This window comes from Pseudomonas sp. GD04058, from assembly GCF_029836855.1.
GTDB classification, from domain to species: Bacteria; Pseudomonadota; Gammaproteobacteria; order Pseudomonadales; family Pseudomonadaceae; genus Aquipseudomonas; species Aquipseudomonas bharatica.
This window is the reverse complement of record NZ_JAOECN010000019.1, coordinates 49,494-66,984: the sequence shown is the minus strand read 5'-3', so window position 1 is coordinate 66,984 and position 17,491 is coordinate 49,494. Positions and strand designations below refer to the sequence as shown.

At 64.0% G+C, this 17,491-nt stretch carries 16 protein-coding genes and 1 tRNA gene; 7 read left to right on the top strand and 10 right to left on the bottom strand.

What is annotated here, in order from left to right:
- Positions 1-16: 16 nt before the first annotated feature.
- Positions 17-820 (bottom strand): MOSC domain-containing protein, encoded by an 804-nt coding sequence (locus N7650_RS16730; protein ID WP_279899182.1) that lies wholly within the window; start codon positions 818-820, stop codon positions 17-19.
- 47 nt (positions 821-867) lie between these two features.
- Positions 868-1,803, bottom strand: a complete 936-nt coding sequence (locus N7650_RS16725; RefSeq protein ID WP_009404598.1) for a chemotaxis protein — start codon at positions 1,801-1,803, stop codon at positions 868-870.
- A gap of 379 nt (positions 1,804-2,182) precedes the next feature.
- On the opposite strand from N7650_RS16725, the gene N7650_RS16720 reads away from it, so the two are divergent.
- The 3 genes from N7650_RS16720 to N7650_RS16710 all read left to right on the top strand — a co-directional run bounded on the left by N7650_RS16720 (position 2,183) and on the right by N7650_RS16710 (position 4,656).
- Positions 2,183-2,599, top strand: a complete 417-nt coding sequence (locus N7650_RS16720) for a histidine kinase (RefSeq protein WP_279899181.1) — start codon at positions 2,183-2,185, stop codon at positions 2,597-2,599.
- A gap of 501 nt (positions 2,600-3,100) precedes the next feature.
- On the top strand, positions 3,101-4,006 hold the full coding sequence (locus tag N7650_RS16715) for a sensor histidine kinase (protein ID WP_240500636.1): 906 nt from the start codon (positions 3,101-3,103) through the stop codon (positions 4,004-4,006).
- Positions 4,003-4,656 carry a response regulator transcription factor gene (locus N7650_RS16710; RefSeq protein ID WP_009404594.1) on the top strand — a complete coding sequence of 218 codons (654 nt, stop codon included), beginning with the start codon at positions 4,003-4,005 and terminating at the stop codon, positions 4,654-4,656. Before N7650_RS16715 ends, N7650_RS16710 begins: the two co-directional genes overlap by 4 nt.
- On the opposite strand, the gene yegS is transcribed toward N7650_RS16710, so the two are convergent.
- Positions 4,640-5,539, bottom strand: coding sequence for a lipid kinase YegS (gene yegS / locus N7650_RS16705; protein ID WP_279899180.1), 900 nt, complete (start codon positions 5,537-5,539; stop codon positions 4,640-4,642). The two genes, N7650_RS16710 and yegS, sit on opposite strands and share 17 nt — an antisense overlap.
- A 194-nt stretch (positions 5,540-5,733) precedes the next feature.
- Here yegS and N7650_RS16700 point away from each other — a divergent pair, with 194 nt between their 5' ends.
- The gene (locus N7650_RS16700) at positions 5,734-6,984 is read left to right on the top strand and encodes a glycosyltransferase family 4 protein (protein ID WP_279899179.1); all 1,251 of its coding nucleotides are present in this window, start codon (positions 5,734-5,736) and stop codon (positions 6,982-6,984) included.
- Positions 6,985-7,000: 16 nt separating this feature from the next.
- Here the strand turns inward: N7650_RS16700 and glp are convergent, their stop codons facing one another.
- Complete coding sequence (gene glp, locus N7650_RS16695) at positions 7,001-8,188, bottom strand: gephyrin-like molybdotransferase Glp (RefSeq protein ID WP_279899205.1); 1,188 nt, start codon at positions 8,186-8,188, stop codon at positions 7,001-7,003.
- 22 nt (positions 8,189-8,210) lie between these two features.
- Positions 8,211-8,750, bottom strand: a complete 540-nt coding sequence (gene moaB / locus N7650_RS16690) for a molybdenum cofactor biosynthesis protein B (RefSeq protein ID WP_009404586.1) — start codon at positions 8,748-8,750, stop codon at positions 8,211-8,213.
- Between the two features lie 194 nt (positions 8,751-8,944).
- Here moaB and N7650_RS16685 point away from each other — a divergent pair, with 194 nt between their 5' ends.
- Both N7650_RS16685 and N7650_RS16680 read left to right on the top strand, forming a co-directional pair.
- The gene (locus N7650_RS16685) at positions 8,945-9,166 is read left to right on the top strand and encodes a YgdI/YgdR family lipoprotein (RefSeq protein WP_064303201.1); all 222 of its coding nucleotides are present in this window, start codon (positions 8,945-8,947) and stop codon (positions 9,164-9,166) included.
- Between the two features lie 79 nt (positions 9,167-9,245).
- Positions 9,246-9,322: transfer RNA gene (locus tag N7650_RS16680), tRNA-Pro, on the top strand.
- 228 nt (positions 9,323-9,550) lie between these two features.
- On the opposite strand, the gene mqo is transcribed toward N7650_RS16680, so the two are convergent.
- Complete coding sequence (mqo, locus tag N7650_RS16675; protein ID WP_279899178.1) at positions 9,551-11,137, bottom strand: malate dehydrogenase (quinone); 1,587 nt, start codon at positions 11,135-11,137, stop codon at positions 9,551-9,553.
- A gap of 346 nt (positions 11,138-11,483) precedes the next feature.
- Positions 11,484-13,247 carry an ABC transporter transmembrane domain-containing protein gene (locus N7650_RS16670; RefSeq protein WP_279899177.1) on the bottom strand — a complete coding sequence of 588 codons (1,764 nt, stop codon included), beginning with the start codon at positions 13,245-13,247 and terminating at the stop codon, positions 11,484-11,486.
- A gap of 196 nt (positions 13,248-13,443) precedes the next feature.
- Here N7650_RS16670 and N7650_RS16665 point away from each other — a divergent pair, with 196 nt between their 5' ends.
- Complete coding sequence (locus N7650_RS16665; protein WP_009404578.1) at positions 13,444-13,614, top strand: PA1571 family protein; 171 nt, start codon at positions 13,444-13,446, stop codon at positions 13,612-13,614.
- Between the two features lie 117 nt (positions 13,615-13,731).
- On the opposite strand, the gene pdxB is transcribed toward N7650_RS16665, so the two are convergent.
- The 3 genes from pdxB to tusA form a co-directional block, all read right to left on the bottom strand.
- On the bottom strand, positions 13,732-14,871 hold the full coding sequence (gene pdxB / locus N7650_RS16660) for a 4-phosphoerythronate dehydrogenase PdxB (protein ID WP_279899176.1): 1,140 nt from the start codon (positions 14,869-14,871) through the stop codon (positions 13,732-13,734).
- Positions 14,872-14,960: 89 nt separating this feature from the next.
- On the bottom strand, positions 14,961-17,018 hold the full coding sequence (locus N7650_RS16655; protein ID WP_279899175.1) for a methyl-accepting chemotaxis protein: 2,058 nt from the start codon (positions 17,016-17,018) through the stop codon (positions 14,961-14,963).
- A gap of 212 nt (positions 17,019-17,230) precedes the next feature.
- Entirely contained in the window at positions 17,231-17,473 is a 243-nt protein-coding gene (tusA, locus tag N7650_RS16650; protein WP_009404574.1) for a sulfurtransferase TusA, read from the bottom strand.
- Between the last annotated feature and the right edge of the window lie 18 nt (positions 17,474-17,491).

The following is a 17,491-nucleotide window of genomic DNA, read 5'->3' as shown; positions in this document are numbered from 1 at the left end:
CCTTCAAGAACACAGCCTACTCCAGAACCTCCACTTCCATCCCCACCTCCAGCACACTATCCCCGTCGGCCACCAGGTTCTGCCCGAACATGGCCTCCCCTTCCTTCTGCCGATAGTTCATCAAGGTTGCGAAAGGCTCGCGGTCGGCGCTGCGCTCGCCGGTGGCGGGGTCGATGGTGGTCAGAATGCAGCGCCCGCAGGGCTTGACCACCCGGAACGTCTGCTGGCCGATACGAATCCGTTTCCAGTCATCCTCGGCGAAAGGCTCGGCGCCTGCGATCACCAGGTTCGGCCGGAACCGCAGCATTTCCATGGGCCGCCCGATCTTGCGGTTGAGATCGTCGAGCGACGCCTGGCCAATCAGCAACAGCGGAAAACCATCGGCGAACGCCACGCGGTCACTGTTCTCGCCATAGCCCGAGGGCAGATAACGGGTGCGCTGCTCCGGCACATGCACCAGGCGCACCGCACGCCCCATGAACGCGCTCAGCCACTCGGCGGCGGCCTCCCCGGCATCCGGCACCATCAGGGTGTCACGCCAGATGGTCACGCCGCGCAGGGCTTCATCCGGCGGGGGCACGGCAACATGCAGGGAGGCAAAACCGGGCGCATCCAGCAGCAGGCTGCCGTCGGCGGCATAAAGCGCCGACAGCTGGCTCATCTGCGGGAAGGCCCGCTGGGTCAGGAAGCGGTTGTTGCCGGCGTCCACCAGCATCCAGCGACGATCGCCCGCCAGGCCAAGCAGGCCCGAGGGCGAGCGCTGCAAGGCTTCGGGCCGCCCCGACTTGAGCGGATAACGATAAAGCGCACTCAGATGCATCGGCCATGCTCCCCTGGAAAAAAGAACAGCTTACACCGGGTGCGACATCAGGCGGTGGCTTCGTCCAGTTCCAGGCGCTGGCGCACCACTTCCACCAGGCGATCAGGCTGGAATTTGGAGAGGAAATTGTCGCAACCCACTTTCTTCACCATCGATTCGTTGAAGCTGCCCGACAGCGAAGTGTGCAGCACCACGTACAACCCGCGCAGGCGCGCATCGCTGCGGATCTCGGTGGTCAGGCGGTAGCCGTCCATTTCCGGCATTTCCGCGTCGGTGAAGACCATCAGCAACTTCTCGCAGACGTCTTCACCGGCATCCGCCCAGCCCTTGAGCATCTTCAACGCCTTCAGGCCGTCGCTGGCCACATGCAGCCTGGCCCCTAGCTGCGACAGGGTTTCCCGTAGTTGCGCCAGGGCCACGGTGGAGTCGTCCACCAGGAGGATTTCCCGTCCCCGGGCGCGCTGCAGCAGTGGATCCTCCAGCTTGTCCCGGGACACCTTGGCGTTGTACGGAACGATTTCCGCCAGGACCTTCTCTACATCGATGATCTCGACCAGTTGCTCATCGACCTTGCTGATGGCGGTCAGGTAATGCTGGCGACCGGCGCTGGTCGGCGGCGGCATGATGGCTTCCCAGTTCATGTTGACGATGCGATCGACGCCACCGACCAGGAACGCCTGCACGGAGCGGTTGTACTCGGTGACGATGATGGTACTGTTCGGCCCCGGTTCGAGCGGGCGCATGCCGATCGCCTGGGACAGGTCGATCACCGGCAGGGTCTGGCCGCGCAGGTTGACCACACCGCACACGTAGCTATGGCGCTGTGGCATCAGGGTAAGCTTCGGCAACTGCAGGACTTCCTGCACCTTGAAGACGTTGATCGCGAACAATTGCCGGCCCGCGAGGCGGAACATAAGGATTTCCAGGCGGTTCTCGCCTACCAGCTGTGTGCGTTGGTCTACCGTGTCGAGAATGCCAGCCATTGAATCCCCCAGGCTTGTCGCAAAAGTAAAAAGCATCGGCTTTATATCGGCCGTATGCGGCTTGGCTTGACCCCTCGCAGAAAAAGCACTCGGGGGCATTGATGTCACTTTAGCATCATGCTTTACTTTGCCCACAGCCTTTCATGCGCTGTCCCGCGACCGGGCTAACCCCGGAAAACCTCATCAGGGAAACCCTTATCAACAATCGGGTTGGACCTGATATTCGTGATATCCGTTAGCCATTAATGTGACGCCATTCTCAATGCATGAATGGAGTCAGGCCTGTGTTCGCTAACAAACTGCTGTGGCCAGCCTCCGTTCCTGACCGTTCGTCCGTCTGCCTTGGGGCCTTGCGTTCGTATTCGGGGGGAGCGGACCGATGCTGAACGACACACCGGATATGAGCGCCGTCCAGGATTTCCTGGGTGAGGCCCATCTGCTGCTAAGCCGTGGCCAGGAATGCCTGCAGCATTTTCAGCAGATCGGCGAGGATGCCGATGCCAGCCATTGCCTGATCCATACCCTGGCTTCCCTTAGGGACAGGGCGCGCAGCGTCGGGCTGTTGGAGATTGCCGACTTTTGCGCGGCACTGGTTGCATTGCTCGAACCCGCCGAATACCGCAACCGTCTGCATGGGCCAGCATTGGGCATCCTTGAAGCCTGCCTGTGCCTGCTGGCCTGGCAAGTCGAACTGATCGACCCGTACAGCGGCACGCTTAACCTGGATGCCGAGGAACAACGGGAACTGCTGGACAGCCTGGAAAACATCCTGCGCGCACCCGTGCAGACCGCCTGAACAGCCCCCGCACCGTGCCAACCCCTCTGGCACGGCCCCGGTACAATCAGCGCGTACAATCAAAGTTCAACTAAGCCGTGTCGAAAACATATCCGACATGCATATCGCTGTGATTCGGCATTGCACTAAGCAGCAACTAAGCCGCCTCTTTCCATTAAATTCCATCACTACGGAAACAGCAGATGCACGCTTTCAGGGAAGTTTGGGTTCGCCAACAGTAGTGGCAAAGTGCTAGAATCGCGACCTCGACGGAACGACCGTACCAGCCCGTAAAACCTGACTCATCGGCCCATTAACAGACCCGACGACCAATTGCGTCCAAGGTGTTAACATGCGCCGCCCGAGCCGGTAGCCGACTGTTGGCCATGCTGGAACATGGCGCTCTCAACGCACTGGAAAAGTGCCAGGCCGCCTTGTTGCAACATGATGATAAAAGTTGTTGAAGGTCTTGCTTAAAAGCCTTTCAATCACCCCGGACTGGCTTTGAAAAGTGATCTTTCAATGGCTTCATTTCCCGTGTACTCAAGCCTCAAGACGTTCACCCGCTGTCCGCGCGGCGCGGTCCTGCTGCACCGGGCCGCAGTGCTGGCGAGCCTGGCCTCGCTGGCGGCCGGACTGGCCTGCCACCTGAACGCCGCACCCCTGCCGGTGTTCGTGGTCCTGCTGCAGGCCCTTTGCCTTGTGGCGGTCCTGTGGGCAGGCCATTGGCGCAAGCACAGCCTGATGATGTCTCCCCAGGAACTGGCCGACCGTCTGCTCAAGGTCCAGGAAGGCGAGCGCCAGCGCCTGAGCCGCGAACTGCACGACGACATCGGCCAATCGCTCACCGCGGCCAAGCTCCAGGCCGAGTGGCTGCAACGACGCATTCCACAACCGCTCGAGCAGCACTGCAGCACGCTGCGCAGCACCCTGGACGACACCCTGGCAAATGTGCGCAACCTTGCCACCAGCCTTGCGCCACGCCAGCTCAACAGCCTGGGGCTGGAAGCCAGCCTGCGCGCGCACTTGACGCGCACCCTGGAAAATACCGACCTGCGCTGGAGCCTGGAATGCAGGAGCCGCCTGGATGGCATTCCGGAGGACATGGCCATGGCCGCCTTCCGTATCACCCAGGAAGCGGTGACCAACGTGTTGCGCCACGCCCGGGCGGATAACCTGATCGTACGGTTCCAGCGCCAACCCGAAGGCCTGTCGCTGTCGATCAGTGATGATGGCCAGGGTTTCCGGCCCTCGTCCGACCCCGGGAGCGAGGGCCAGTGCGGCATGGCCGGCATGGCCGAACGTGCGCAACTGCTCAACGGCAGCCTCACGGTACATAGCGATCCAGGCAAGGGCACGCGCATAGACGCGCTGTTCCCCTGGCCTCCCCGCACGCGCGAGCGCGCCAACTCAAGTAAGACTTCATGACCTGTAAATTGCTGTTGGTTGACGACCACTCCCTGATCCGCGCCGGCGTGCGCGCCCTGGTCTCCGACATCCCCGGCTATACCGTAGTGGGCGAAGCCTGCGACGGCAGCCAGTTGGTGGAACTGGTGCGCGAGCTCGCGCCGGACATCGTCTTGCTCGACCTGTCGATGCGGGCCATGGGCGGACTGGATGCCTTGAGCCAATTGCATGCCGAAGGCATGCATTGCAAGGTGCTGATCCTGTCCATGCACACCGATCCGCACCTGATCATGCAGGCCCTGGAAAGCGGTGCCCACGGCTACCTGCTCAAGGACACCACGGCCACCGAGCTGGAGCAGGCCCTGGCGGCGCTGCGCAATGACGAGCGCTACCTGAGCCCGGCCATCGCCCACACCGTGATCAACCAGGCCCTGCTGCGCGGGCAGAAACCAGAGCCCATGGACAACCACAACCTCACGGCCCGCCAGCTGGAAATCCTGCGCCTGATCGTGCGCGGCAAGTCCACCCGGGAAATCGCCAATGGCCTCGGCCTGAGCGTGAAGACCGTCGAAACCCACCGCTCGCAGATCATGAAACGCCTGCATATCTACGACGTTGCGGGCCTGGTGCTGTTTGCAGTGCGTGAGCAGATCATCAGCCTCGACGACTGAGCAAGGGCGAGTTCGCCGGCAAATGCAGGCGCAGCGCCTTGGGCAAGACGCGAAAGCGCAAGTTGTCGCCTTGCAAGGGCTCGCCGTCGAGGTTGATATCCAGCCCCTGCGAGCCCTTGACCTCCACCCACGGCAGGCGCGCACGGACGAACATGCTGTCCAGCCCCAGGCCGCCGGCGAGCAGGTCGCGCAGGGTGCCGACCACTTCCTGGGGCGCCGGCAGGATGCTGATATCGAGCAAGCCATCGTCCACCACTGCCTCCGGACACAGCACATGCCCGCCACCGGCCTGGCGACCATTGCCGATGCCCAGTGCCAGCAGGTCGCCCTGCCAATGGAAATCCGGCCCTTGCAGGCTGACCGACGCCGCTCCCAGTTCGGTGAAGCGGGACAGCCCGGTAAACAGATAGGCTGCCGCGCCGAGTACCTTTTTCAAGTCTTCCGAGGTCTGCGCGGTGACCTGGCTGCCGAAGCCGCCAGTGCCCATATTGAGGAACACCTCACCATCGACTTCGCCCAGGTCAACCGGGCGCGCCTCGCTCTCCAGAAGCTCCAGCGCCGCCGCAGGCTCCAGCGGAATACCGGCGGCATGGGCAAAGTCATTGGCAGTGCCCAGCGGCAGCAAGGCCAGGCTCGCCGAGGCCCCGGCCTTGACCATGGCGTGGCTGACATCGCGCAGGGTGCCATCACCACCGCCGGCGATCAGTTGCGGGTAGCCGGCCTCCAGCGCTTCGTTCACCAGCCGTCCGGCATCACCACCTTCCCAGGTCAGTCGCACGTCCAACTGCCAGCCACGCTCGCGCATGGCCGCAACCGCCGCACGTACATCGTCATTCATTGCCTGCTTGCCATGCAGGACCAGCAGTGCCTTGCGCTCGCTCATGGATCGCCCTCCCCGGCGGATTCTCATCTGCTATCTGGACCATCGCGCTACAGGAAAAGTTGAGCTGTCTTACGAGCGGCATGGAAAAATCCTGCGACCGCGACCATGCTTCGACAAATAATTGGCAAAAAAATCAGGCCACGAAAAAAAGCCATTTTATTGACATTCACCAGCATAGGTCGCGAGGAAGTGCCATGCGCGTACTCTGGACACTGCCCTACCTGCCTTGGCCAATCACCAGCGGCAGCAAGTCCCGGCAATTTCATCTGCTGCGCGGCATGGCGCTGCGGGGTCATCGCATCACCCTGCTGACGCAATCCCGGGTCCCGCTGTGCAACAGAACGCGAGAGGCGCTGGAGCCCTTGCTCGAGCGCCTGATCGTGCTGCCGCGGCGCCCCCTGCGAAGCCCGCTGAACGTGCTGGCAGCCGTGTCCGCCGGCTATCCGATGCGCGCCTGCATCAACGGCCTGGCCCCGCACCTGCGTCATCGGTTCGAGCAACTGCTGCAGGAGCACTGGGACGTGATCCAGATCGAACACAGCTACAGCTTCCAGCCATTCGAACGGGCGCTGCAGGCCAGCGGGTTGCCGTTCGTGGTCAGCGAACATCAGGTGGAATGGCGCAGGGGCGCCGCCTGCCAGGACCTTTTGCCCCTGTGGCTGCGCCCCTTCAACAGCTTCGACGGCTGGCGCTATCGGCGCTGGGAAACACGAGTGCTGGCACAGGCCAGCAAGGTGATCGCAGTAAGCCCGTGCGACGCCGACGCACTCAGCCGCCTCGGCGGCAAGCCGGTGGAGGTCGTGGTCAATGGCGTGGATTGCGCGCATTACCAGCACATCGATTTCGCGCCGCATAGCCAGCGCCTGTTGTTCGTCGGCAATTTCGAACACTGTGCCAACCGCCAGGCCATCGAATGGGCACTGGAAGAAATCATGCCGCAGGTCTGGCAAGGCAATCCGGCGGTGCGCCTGGCGATAGTCGGCCATGCGCTGCCGGAACAGTGGCGGCTGCACTGGAATGATCCACGCATCGAATGGGTCGGGTACCTGCCCGATCTACGCGAACTGCAGCGCCTCTCGGCGGTGTTCTTCGCGCCATTGCGCCAGGGTGGCGGATGCAAGGTGAAGCTGCTGGAAGCCATGGCGGCGGGATTGCCGGTGGTGACGACACCGTCGGGCGTTTCGGGGCTTGAGGTCACATGCGGCGAGCATTACCTCGGCGCCGAAGACGCGGGCGACCTGGCGCTGACCCTGACCCGGCTGTTGAACCAGCCACAGCGAATGCGCCAGCTCTCGCAGGCCGGGCGAGCCTTCGTGCGCGAGCGGCATGACTGGAGCGTGGCGGTGATGCAGCTGGAGGGCGTGCATCAGCGCCTGCTGAGTCGGCCGGTCAGGGCCGGCGATCTTCCTGATGCCCTGCCAAGCGCGAGCGCTGGGCCTGCCTAGGACCGGCAGATGCCCTTCAACCGAGCAATTCACTCAAGGGAATGAACTGGACGATATCGCCCTGCCGGGGGGTGCTGCCCTCCAGCACCTCCACCAGCCCTTCGGCCCAGGCCGCGCTGCGTAGCACCCCGGAACTCTGGTTGCGGTAGATCCTTGCCTGGCCCTGCTCCAGCCGGGCACGCAGGTACTCGCGGCGATTGCCCGCCTTCGGCCAGTCGAACCCGGCCGGCACGGCGAAGTGCAAGGGCTCGACATCCTGCACCCCCTGCCGGCGCAGCAGATAGGGACGGGTCAGCAGGCCGAAGGTGACCAGGGTCGAGGCGGGGTTTCCGGGCAGGCCGATCACCGGCACGCCGTTGTACTGACCCACGGTCAGCGGCTTGCCCGGCTTGATCGCCAGTTTCCACAACGCCAGTTCGCCGGCCTCGCGCAGGGCGATGCCGAGATAATCCGCCTCGCCCACCGATACACCACCGGTTGAAAGAATCAGGTCCACTGCCCCCAGCTCGCCGAGACGCAGGCGGGTCTGCTCGAGGTTATCGGGCAGGATCCCGGCATCCACCACCTCGCAACCCAGGCGTTGCAGCCAGCTGCACAGCAGGCGACGGTTGCTGTTGTAGATCTGCCCTGGTCCCAGTGGCAGCCCCGGCTCGACCAGCTCGTCACCGGTGGACAGCACCGCCACTCTGACCCGGCGCACCACGCTGAGCGAGGCGTGACCGAGGGTCGCCGCCAGGCCCAGTTCGATCGGCCCCAGGCGCGTGCCTGCCGCCAGCACCAGTTCTCCGGCACGGGTTTCCTGGCCTTGCGGGCGGATATTCTGACCGAGGCTCAACTCCTCGGTGAAACGTACGCGCTGGTCAGCCAGGACTTCGGCGTTCTCCTGCATTTCAACGCAGTCGGCACCTTCCGGCACCGGCGCGCCGGTGAAGATCCGCGCGCAGGTTCCAGGCTGCAACGGCTGCGGTGCATGCCCGGCGAAGATCCGCTGGCTGACCGGCAGCGGCTCGCCGGTCCAGTCGGCGATACGCAGGGCGTACCCGTCCATTGCACTGTTCGGCCATGGCGGCAGGTCGATGGACGCGTGCAGGTCCGCTGCCAGCACCCGACCTTCGGCATCGGCCAGGGTAGCCTCTTCGACATCACGGATCGGCGCCGCCGCAGCCAGTTCCAGCAAGCGCTGGAGAGCCGCTTCCACCGGCATCAGCGGCCGTGCCGCCGGCGCCTCAGCCACGGCTTTCGCAGGGCGCGGCCTGCTTCAGGTGCGGTACGAAATTGCACGGCCGGTGGCGATTGTCCAGTTGCTCGGCGAGGATACCGTCCCAGCCGGTGCGCACCGCATTGGTCGAGCCCGGCAGGCAGCAGACCAGGGTACCGTTGGCCAGGCCGGCCAGGGCGCGGGACTGAATGGTGGAGGTGCCGATATCGGCCACGGAAATCTGCCGGAACAGTTCGCCGAAACCGTCGACCTGCTTGTCCAGCAGGCAGCTCACGGCTTCCGGGGTACTGTCGCGCCCGGTGAAGCCGGTGCCGCCGGTGATCAGCACCACCTGCACGCTGTCGTCGGCAATCCAGGCAGCGACCCGGGCGCGGATCTTGTACAGGTCGTCCTTGAGCAGCACCCGTTCGGCAAGATGGTGCCCGGCCTCGGTGAGGCGATCGACGAAGACCTGGCCGGAGGTATCGGTTTCGAAGGTGCGGGTGTCGCTGACGGTCAGCACGGCAATGTTGAGCGGCACGAAGGGCGCGTCGGCCTTGGCTTTCATGGCATAAGTCCGTAGATCCAGGGGAATGGCCGGTGTTATATCACAGGGCAGGGTTGCCCCGCGCGAGCAACCCGGCATGGCATTGCTGCCGGTCAATACGGCGATCAGGCACTGGCCGCAACTTCGTACTGAACTTGCTGTAACTGTTTGCGTCTTAACGAACTATACGGCCCCACTTAACTGGAGATTTACCCATGATCAAACGGACCCTTCCCGCCTTCCTGCTCGCTCTTGGCATTGGCGCCCTGGCCGGTTGCTCGACCCCTACCGTGATCACCCTCAACGACGGTCGTGAAATCCAGGCCGTCGATACCCCGAAATACGATGACGATTCGGGCTTCTACGAAATCGAGCAACTGGATGGCAAGCGTACCCGGGTCAACAAGGACCAGATTCGCACCGTGAAAGAGCTGTAAGCGCCTTCGTAAAAAAGCCCCCGTTCCATACGAAACGGGGGCTTGTCGAAGCGAAATTTTTGAGTAGAATTTTCTTCATCGGAGTGTAGCGCAGCCAGGTAGCGCGTCTCGTTCGGGACGAGAAGGCCGCAGGTTCGAATCCTGTCTCTCCGACCAATCGCTCACGAAAAAGCCCGCCTAGTGCGGGCTTTTTCGTGCTTGTCCCTTCCACTTTGCCTGGAGTGGGTCAGTCAGTCTTGGGTTGACTGGTCCGGCCTCATCGCTGGCAAGCCAGCTCCCACAGGTACTGCTCAGGTCTTGAGATTTGTGCTGACCCTGTGGGAGCTGGCTTGCCAGCGATGAGGCCATAAGGGGCAAAGAAGATCCTTGCCCCCTTGAACAGTCTTATTGAACAGCCACCGGCTGCTCTTCCGGCAACACCGGAACGAAGGTCAGGCCCAGGCGCGAGCTGGTCCACTCGCGGGTCTTGTTGGTCAGCTCGAGATTGTTGTTCAGCTTCTGACCATAGGTCGGCACGATTTCCTTCAGCTTGGCCTGCCACTCGGGGCTCTTGATGCGGTCCTTGAAGGTTTTTTCCAGCACGGTCAGCATGATCGGCGCAGCGGTCGAGGCACCTGGCGAGGCGCCCAGCAGCGCAGCGATCGAGCCATCCTCGGAGGCCACCACCTCGGTACCGAACTGCAGGATGCCGCCATGCACCGCATCCTTCTTGATGATCTGCACGCGCTGGCCGGCCTGCAGCAGTTTCCAGTCTTCGTTCTTCGCGTTCGGGAAGTATTCGCGCAGCGCAGCCATGCGGTCGTCGAAGCTGAGCATCAATTGACCCATCAGGTAGGTGCTCAGGTCGATGTTGTCGATGCCGGCGTGGGTCATCGGCATGATGTTATGGGTGTTCAGCGCAGCGAACATGTCCAGCAGCGAACCGTTTTTCAGGAACTTGGTGGAGAAGGTCGCGAACGGGCCGAACAGCAGCACTTCCTTGCCATCGATGATGCGCGTGTCGAGGTGCGGCACCGACATCGGCGGCGCGCCGACCGACGCCTTGCCGTACAGCTTGGCCTTGTGCCGGGAAACGATGTCCTGGTTGTCGGTCATCAGGAACTGGCCGCCCACCGGGAACCCGGCGTAGCCGTCAGCTTCCGGAATGCCGGACTTCTGCAGCAATTTCAGGGCGCCACCACCGGCACCGATGAACACGAACTTCGCCTTGACGCTGGTTTCCACGCCCTTGTTGCCGAGGTCGGCGACCACGACGGTCCAGGTGTTGTCGGCGTTGCGCTTGATGTCGCGGACTTCGTGACGCAGGTTCAGGCTGACCTTGTCGCTCTTGGTCAGCGAACCCACCAGTTGGCGAGTGATTTCGCCGAAGTTGACGTCGGTACCGATGCTCATGCGGGTTGCGGCGACTTTCTGGTCGGCAGCACGGCCTTCCATGACGATCGGCACCCACTTGGCGATCTGTGCATGGTCCTCGGAGTACTCCATGCCGCGGAACAGCGAGCTGTGCTGCAGGGCGGCGTGGCGCTTGCGCAGGAACTCGACGTTCTTGTCGCCCCAGACGAAGCTCATGTGCGGCACGTTGTTGATGAACGAGCCCGGGTTGTTCAGGACCTTCTGCTCGACCTGGTAGGACCAGAACTGCTTGGAGATCTCGAACTGCTCGTTGATGCCCACGGCCTTGCTGATATCCATGGTGCCGTCGGCGGCTTCGCTGGTGTAGTTCAGCTCGCAGAAGGCGGAGTGGCCGGTACCGGCGTTGTTCCAGGCATTGGAGCTTTCTTCGGCAACCTGGTCCATGCGCTCGTAGATATTGATCGACCAGTCAGGTTGCAGCTCGTGCAGGTAGGTGCCGAGGCTGGCACTCATGATGCCGCCACCGATCAGCAGCACGTCGACGGTCTTTTCCGGTTCACTGGGCTTGGAGCAACCAATGACGCTCAGGCACAGGAGCGCCAAAAGGACTTTTTTCATAATTCATCCAATTGAAGTGAAGGTGTTGGCTGGACCGCCGCGCCCGGGTGCACGCCCTGGTTTTATCGTTGTGCTCACTCGGTGGTGGCTGGGGTATCTGGAAGCGGGGTGCGGTCTGATGCCGTGGCTGCACTGGCAGCCCATGGTCTTGTAAAGCGGGGACTTGGCCCGCGCCGGCGCCTCACAAAGCACGAAGCGGGCCAACTTTCCCGCGACCAACGGCCAATAGGCGAGGCGCATGGTCGCACCCCATATTGCGCGGTTTATCTGGCGGGTTTCCGCCATGATTCGTCGCTGTATAACCCCAGAGTGGCGGATTTCCCCCTGTATCTGGCGTAAGCCCCTTCTACTGCGGACCGAACTGCAACGCTGCCAGCCGCGCATAGAGCGGGTTTTCCGCGATCAATTGCCGATGGCTGCCAATCGCTACCAATTTTCCCCCATCGATCACAGCGATGCGATCGGCGTGCTGCACCGTCGCCAGGCGGTGAGCGATGACCAGCGTGGTACGCCCTGCCATCAGGTTTGGCAGCGCTTGCTGGACCAGGTGTTCGCTCTGCGCATCGAGGGCGCTAGTGGCTTCGTCGAGCAGCAGGATGGGCGCGTCCACCAGCAAGGCCCGGGCAATTGCCAGGCGCTGGCGCTGACCGCCGGATAGGCCGAGGCCGGCGTCGCCCAGGTGCGTCTGGTAGCCGTCGGGCAATTGCAGGATGAACTCATGGGCGTGGGCACTGCGGGCGGCGGCCTCGACCTGGGCGAAGCTGGCGTCGGCACGGCCGTAGCGGATGTTGTCCTCGACCGTGCCGAAGAACAGCGCAGGGTTCTGCGCTACCAGGGCGAAGTGGCGGCGCAGATCCTGGGGATCAAGCGTGGTCAGGGGCTGGCCGTCGAGGAGAATGCGGCCCTCCTGCGGGTCGTGGAAGCGCAGCAGCAGGTCGAACAGGGTCGACTTGCCCGCACCCGATGGCCCGACCAGGGCGAGGGTCTGTCCGGGCTCGATGCGCAGATCCAGTCCGTCGATGGCCGGGCGATCGGGGCGCGTCGGATAGGCGAAGCGCACGCCTTGCAATTGCAGTTCGCCGCGAACCCGCTCTGGCAGCCTCACCCCACCGTCGACCGGCGCAAGGATCTCGCTGCGAGCCGCGAGCAGTTCGGCAATCCTCTCGGCCGCACCGGCAGCACGTTGCAGCTCGCCGATCACTTCGCTGACGGTGCCGAAGGCACTGCCAACGATCAGGCTATAGAAAACGAAGGCCGCCAGGTCGCCACCGGAGATGCGCCCAGCGATCACGTCCATGCCACCGACCCACAGCATCACGCCCACCGCCCCGAGCACCAGGACGATCACCAGGGTAATCAACCAGGCGCGCTGGACAATGCGCTTGCGCGCCGTGGCGAAGGCCGCCTCGACGGTTTCGCCGAAGCGCTGGCGGTCCTGCGCCTGGTGGTTATAGGCCTGTACCGTCTTGATCTGGCCGAGGGCCTCGGCGACGTAGCTGCCGACATCGGCAATGCGGTCCTGGCTTTGCCGCGACAGGCTGCGTACGCGCCGGCCGAACACCAGGATCGGCGCCAGCACCAGCGGCAGGGCCAGGACCACGATACTGGTTAGCTTCGGATTGGTGACGAACAGCAGGATGATGCCGCCCACCACCATCAGCACATTGCGCAGGAACAGCGACAGCGACGAACCGATCACCGATTGCAGCAGCGTGGTGTCGGCAGTCAGCCGCGACTGGATCTCCGAGCTACGGTTGTGCTCGAAAAAGCCGGGATGCAGGCCAAGCAGATGATCGAACACCTGCCGACGGATATCGGCCACCACCCGCTCACCGATCCAGGAGACCAGGTAGAAACGGCTGAAGGTGCCCACCGCCAGGGCCAGCACCAGGGCCATGAACAAGGCGATGGACTGGCCCAGCAAGTCGGGCGAGCGGGTCACGAAGCCCTGGTCCACCAACAGGCGGATGCCCTGCCCCATCGACAAGGTAATGCCGGCGGTGACCACCAGGGCCAGGAGGGCCAGCAGCGCCTGCCTGCGGTACGGACGCACGAAACGCCAGGCCAGGTGCAGGGCCCGGCGCTGGCGGGAAGAAAGCGGATCGAACATGTGGACGGCTGCCGTAGGTAATTACAACGAGTCGGGAAGAACCTTAGACCGCATCGGTCTAAAGTAGCGCTGGTTCTTGAAGGAACTTTCTGTTGGACTGTCGGTTCGCATGATGAGACAGCGAAAAGGAGTTGTCACAGCCTGGTCATCACGCGTGATTAATCTGGGCTTAGCCACCCTGAGGAGGAGACAGGAAATGAGCTTGCAGCAAAGCAGCAACACCCAACAACGCCCGGCCCAGCCTGTGCCGGCATTCGGTTCGGTCATCGACGCGCAAGGCCGCGAGATCCCGATCACCGAACAGATGATCCAGCAGGCCTGCCGCGAGCTGGATAACAGCCGGGTCAACCCGGTGAAGAAGGGCTGAGACCCTCGCCTATTCGAAACCCGGCCCTGGTGCCGGGTTTTTTATTGCCCGCAGGCCCCCGCGAACCCTGTAGGAGCGGGTTTACCCGCGATGAGGCCCTGAGGGCCGGCAAAGCGATCAGCCCTCGACCACACACCCCAGCGCCGCCGCCACCTTCCGAACCTCCTGCCCTTCAGCCCGAACCTTCAATCCCTCGATCTCGCGCCGCACCGGATAGCCCTTGCGCAACAGATCGAAGGCCAGCTTCTGCGCCGCCGGATCATTGCCCAGGCTGCGGCGAAAATCCGCGTCGTCCCGGCGCGGGTCATACACCGCACGGCACAGCGTCGCCAGGGCCCAGGCCGGGTCGGTATCGGCCTGCAGCTCGACCCGGGCCAGCCAGGGAGCGGGCAGCAGGTCGGCGAGCTGCACCTGCTCCGGCTCGCCGCGCCAGGCGCAATACGCCTGGTAGATCTGCGCGGTACCACGCTGCTTGCCGTCGAGACTGTAGCCGGCGATATGCGGGGTGGCGATCACGCACAGGTCGGCCAGCTCCACATCCACCAGCGGTTCCTCCTCCCAGACATCCAGTACCGCCAGCACGTCTTCGCGCTCCAGCAGCAGCTCGCGCAGGGCGCTGTTGTCGATCACCGGGCCACGGGCGGCGTTGATCAGCCAGGCGCCCGGGCGCAGCCGGGCCAGGCGTTCGTGATCGAGCAAATGCCAGGTCGGCTGCTCGCCGACGCGGGTCAGAGGGGTGTGCAAGCTGATCACATCGCACTCGGCCAGGATCCGCTCCAGCGCTACATAATCCCCGCCCTCCGCCGCCTGCCGTGGCGGATCGCAGACCAGCACCTTCCAGCCCAGGCCGCGCAGCACCTGGATCAGGCGGCCACCGACCTGGCCGGCACCGACCACGCCATAGGTCCGCTGCGAAAGGTCGGCGCCGTCCAGCTCGGCCAGGGTCAGCAGGCTGCCCAGCACGTAGTCGACCACCCCACGGGCGTTGCAGCCCGGCGCACTGGACCAGTGGATGCCGGCGTCGGCGAAATAGCCGAGGTCCAGGTGATCGGTGCCAATGGTGCAAGTGCCGACGAAGCGCACCTGGCTGCCTTCCAGCAAGGCGCGGTCGACCCGGGTCACCGAACGGACCAGCAGCACGTCGGCGTCGCGCACGCAGTCACGGTCGATGGCCCGCCCCGGATAACGCCGGATCTCGCCGAAACCGGCAAAGAAGGCATCGAGCAGGGGGATGTTTTCGTCGGCAACGATCAGCATGGGCGGGACTCCTGTGAGGGGCTGCAGTGTAGGGGCTGCACAGGACAATGACCAAGCGCTGTCTGCACCGGCCCCTCAAAGGAGCATGCTCATCCCAGGTTGAAGCGCGCCGTGTTGTCGTTGAGCGCGCGGCTGCCCTGGCTGAGGGTGTCCGCGGCCTGGTTCACCGCCCGCGCACCGTCCAGCAAACGCCCGGCGGCCTGGTCGACCTGCTGGATGCTGCCACTGACTTCATCGGCGGTGCCGGTCTGCTCCTCGACCGCCGTGAGGATCTGCGCCAGGGTATCGGTGACGCCCTGCACCGCCCCGGCGATCTGCCCCAGGCGCTCGCCCAGCCCGGTCACCGACTGCGCGTCCTGTACGGCCTGGCCACAGGCCAGCTCCATCAGGCTGACCGCCTGGGTCACGGTGGCGCGCAAACTGTCCACCGTGCCGGCGATCTGCGCCGTGGAGGCCTGGGTGCGCTGGGACAGGCTGCGCACTTCATCGGCCACCACTGCGAACCCGCGCCCCTGCTCCCCGGCCCGCGCTGCCTCTATGGCAGCGTTGAGCGCCAGCAGGTTGGTCTGCTCGGCAATGCCGCGAATGGCATCCACCACCGACTGGATCTGCTGCCCCTGCTCGCTGACCCGCCCCAACGCCTCGGCGGTATCGGTCAGGCGGCGATTGAGCTGCTGGATGCTGTCGGTGGTGCGCTGGCTGTCCCGGCTGCTGTCTTCGGCGATGCGCCGGGTCTGCCGGGCGCTGTCGGAGGCATGCTCGCAGCTTCTGGCGACTTCCTGGGAAGTGGCCGCCAGTTGCGTGGCAGCCGCAGCGATCTGGCTGATCTGCTGTTGCTGGCGCTCGACATCCTGCAAGGTGCCGTTGGCCTGGACGTTCAGGGTCTGTACCGCCGAGCCCAGTTGCCGGGTTTCGTGGTTGACCCCGAGCAGGCTGGCACGCAATTGCACCACGGCGACGTTCAGCGCCTGGCTGATCGCCGCCAGCTCGTCGCGCCCCTGCACCGAGACTTCGACGCACAGGTTGCCGTCGCGCAAGGACTCGGCCAGGGTGGTGATACCGCTGGCGCTACGGCGGATCGAAGCCTGCAGGCAGGCGAACAGGTACAACGCCAGCAGCAGCAACAGGCCGATGGTGGCGCCCACCGGGATGAACTCGCGATTGGACTTGGCGTGGTAGTAGTCCAGCCGCTCATGCAGCGACTGCAATGACTGCTCGCGCAGGCCGGACATGTCGTCCAGCAAGCGGCCGATGCTGGCTTCGAAATCGGCCGGCTTGAGTTTGATCGCGCCACCGAACACGCCGTCATCCAGCACCGCCAGTTCGGCATCGAGCGCCTTGGTGCCCGCCTCGTAGCGCGTGCTCCAGCCCTGCAGCTCGGGCGGCAGCCGGGTTTGCAGGGCAGCGGCGGTCTTGACCATCTGCTCGCGGGCATCGCCGATACGGCTGCGCAAATCGCGCATCTGCAGGCGGCTTTGCAGGCTGAACTGGCCGGAAACCACCGAGGTCTGGCCGATGCTCGCCATGCGTCCGATGCGCTCGATCAGTTCGGGCGCCTGCTGGGTCGAGAGCTGCATCAACAGGTAGGTTTCCAGCCAGGGGTCGAGAATCAGCCCGCTGTCCATGGCGATCTGTTCGCGCAAGGCTTGCAGATGGCCGACGCTCGCGGTGAAGCGCTCGTAGCCGTCCGGCCACCAGCCGATCCCGCGCAGGGACTGGCTGTCCAGGCCGGACACCGAGCCTTGCAGGGTGTCGTAGCGGGCCAGGGCGTCGGCGCCGGCCTTCTCATCGACCAGAGCGACCTTGAGGTTCTTCAGCGATTGATCGATACGCGGCAGCGCCGCGTCGATCTCGCCCATCAACTGGCGCGCCTCGGCAGTCGGCTCGCGCAGGATATCCACGGCTTTCCAGCGCGCGGCCCGATAGCGCTGGGCCGACAGCTCGCGTTCCAGCTCGTCGAGCACCCGCAACTGGCGCACCCCGGACTGCTCGCCGGCGATCACCGCCAGCCGGGCGCGGTAATCCATGCCGATCAGCCCCAGGCTGAACAACAGCGGCAACATGAACAGCAGAAACAGCAACTGGAACTTGCGCGCGAAGCCGAAACGCCCCAACAGACGCGCACCCGGTGACAACAGACGATTCATGACTCACTCCTGCGCATAGGGGTACCCTTGAGCGCAAACGTTTCTGCAGCCGCCCAGGGTGATAGCGTTTCGCTAGCAACCTGTATGCCGGATACAGAGAACCCAGGAGAGAGACCGCCCGGTAAAGGATGCAGCCAAAAGGCTTGCACCCATTCCATGCACGCTGCCGGTGCGGGCGTCACCGGAGGAAACAGGGGTGTAACAGCTGTAGCTCAGTCGAGCTTCTTGCGAATCCAGTAAAGGTAGGTGCCGCCCTCTTCTTCCTGCTGCACCAGCTCGTGCCCGAGGAACACGCAGAACTTGGGAATGTCGCGGCGGGTGGAGGGATCGGTGGCGATGACCTTGAGCAGGCCGCCGGCGCCCAGGTCGCGCACGTATTGATGCAGCATCATCACCGGCTCGGGACAGTTCAGGCCGGTGGCGTCGAGCACGGCGTCAGGGGTGAAATCGGTCATGTGGAGCACTCCGTAAGC

Coding starts and splice junctions, on each gene's coding strand:
- N7650_RS16730 (WP_279899182.1), bottom strand. CDS start 820: ATGCATCTGAGTGCGCTTTATCGTTATCCGCTCAAGTCGGGGCGGCCC.
- N7650_RS16725 (WP_009404598.1), bottom strand. CDS start 1,803: ATGGCTGGCATTCTCGACACGGTAGACCAACGCACACAGCTGGTAGGC.
- N7650_RS16720 (WP_279899181.1), top strand. CDS start 2,183: ATGCTGAACGACACACCGGATATGAGCGCCGTCCAGGATTTCCTGGGT.
- N7650_RS16715 (WP_240500636.1), top strand. CDS start 3,101: ATGGCTTCATTTCCCGTGTACTCAAGCCTCAAGACGTTCACCCGCTGT.
- N7650_RS16710 (WP_009404594.1), top strand. CDS start 4,003: ATGACCTGTAAATTGCTGTTGGTTGACGACCACTCCCTGATCCGCGCC.
- yegS (WP_279899180.1), bottom strand. CDS start 5,539: ATGAGCGAGCGCAAGGCACTGCTGGTCCTGCATGGCAAGCAGGCAATG.
- N7650_RS16700 (WP_279899179.1), top strand. CDS start 5,734: ATGCGCGTACTCTGGACACTGCCCTACCTGCCTTGGCCAATCACCAGC.
- glp (WP_279899205.1), bottom strand. CDS start 8,188: ATGCCGGTGGAAGCGGCTCTCCAGCGCTTGCTGGAACTGGCTGCGGCG.
- moaB (WP_009404586.1), bottom strand. CDS start 8,750: ATGAAAGCCAAGGCCGACGCGCCCTTCGTGCCGCTCAACATTGCCGTG.
- N7650_RS16685 (WP_064303201.1), top strand. CDS start 8,945: ATGATCAAACGGACCCTTCCCGCCTTCCTGCTCGCTCTTGGCATTGGC.
- mqo (WP_279899178.1), bottom strand. CDS start 11,137: ATGAAAAAAGTCCTTTTGGCGCTCCTGTGCCTGAGCGTCATTGGTTGC.
- N7650_RS16670 (WP_279899177.1), bottom strand. CDS start 13,247: ATGTTCGATCCGCTTTCTTCCCGCCAGCGCCGGGCCCTGCACCTGGCC.
- N7650_RS16665 (WP_009404578.1), top strand. CDS start 13,444: ATGAGCTTGCAGCAAAGCAGCAACACCCAACAACGCCCGGCCCAGCCT.
- pdxB (WP_279899176.1), bottom strand. CDS start 14,871: ATGCTGATCGTTGCCGACGAAAACATCCCCCTGCTCGATGCCTTCTTT.
- N7650_RS16655 (WP_279899175.1), bottom strand. CDS start 17,018: ATGAATCGTCTGTTGTCACCGGGTGCGCGTCTGTTGGGGCGTTTCGGC.
- tusA (WP_009404574.1), bottom strand. CDS start 17,473: ATGACCGATTTCACCCCTGACGCCGTGCTCGACGCCACCGGCCTGAAC.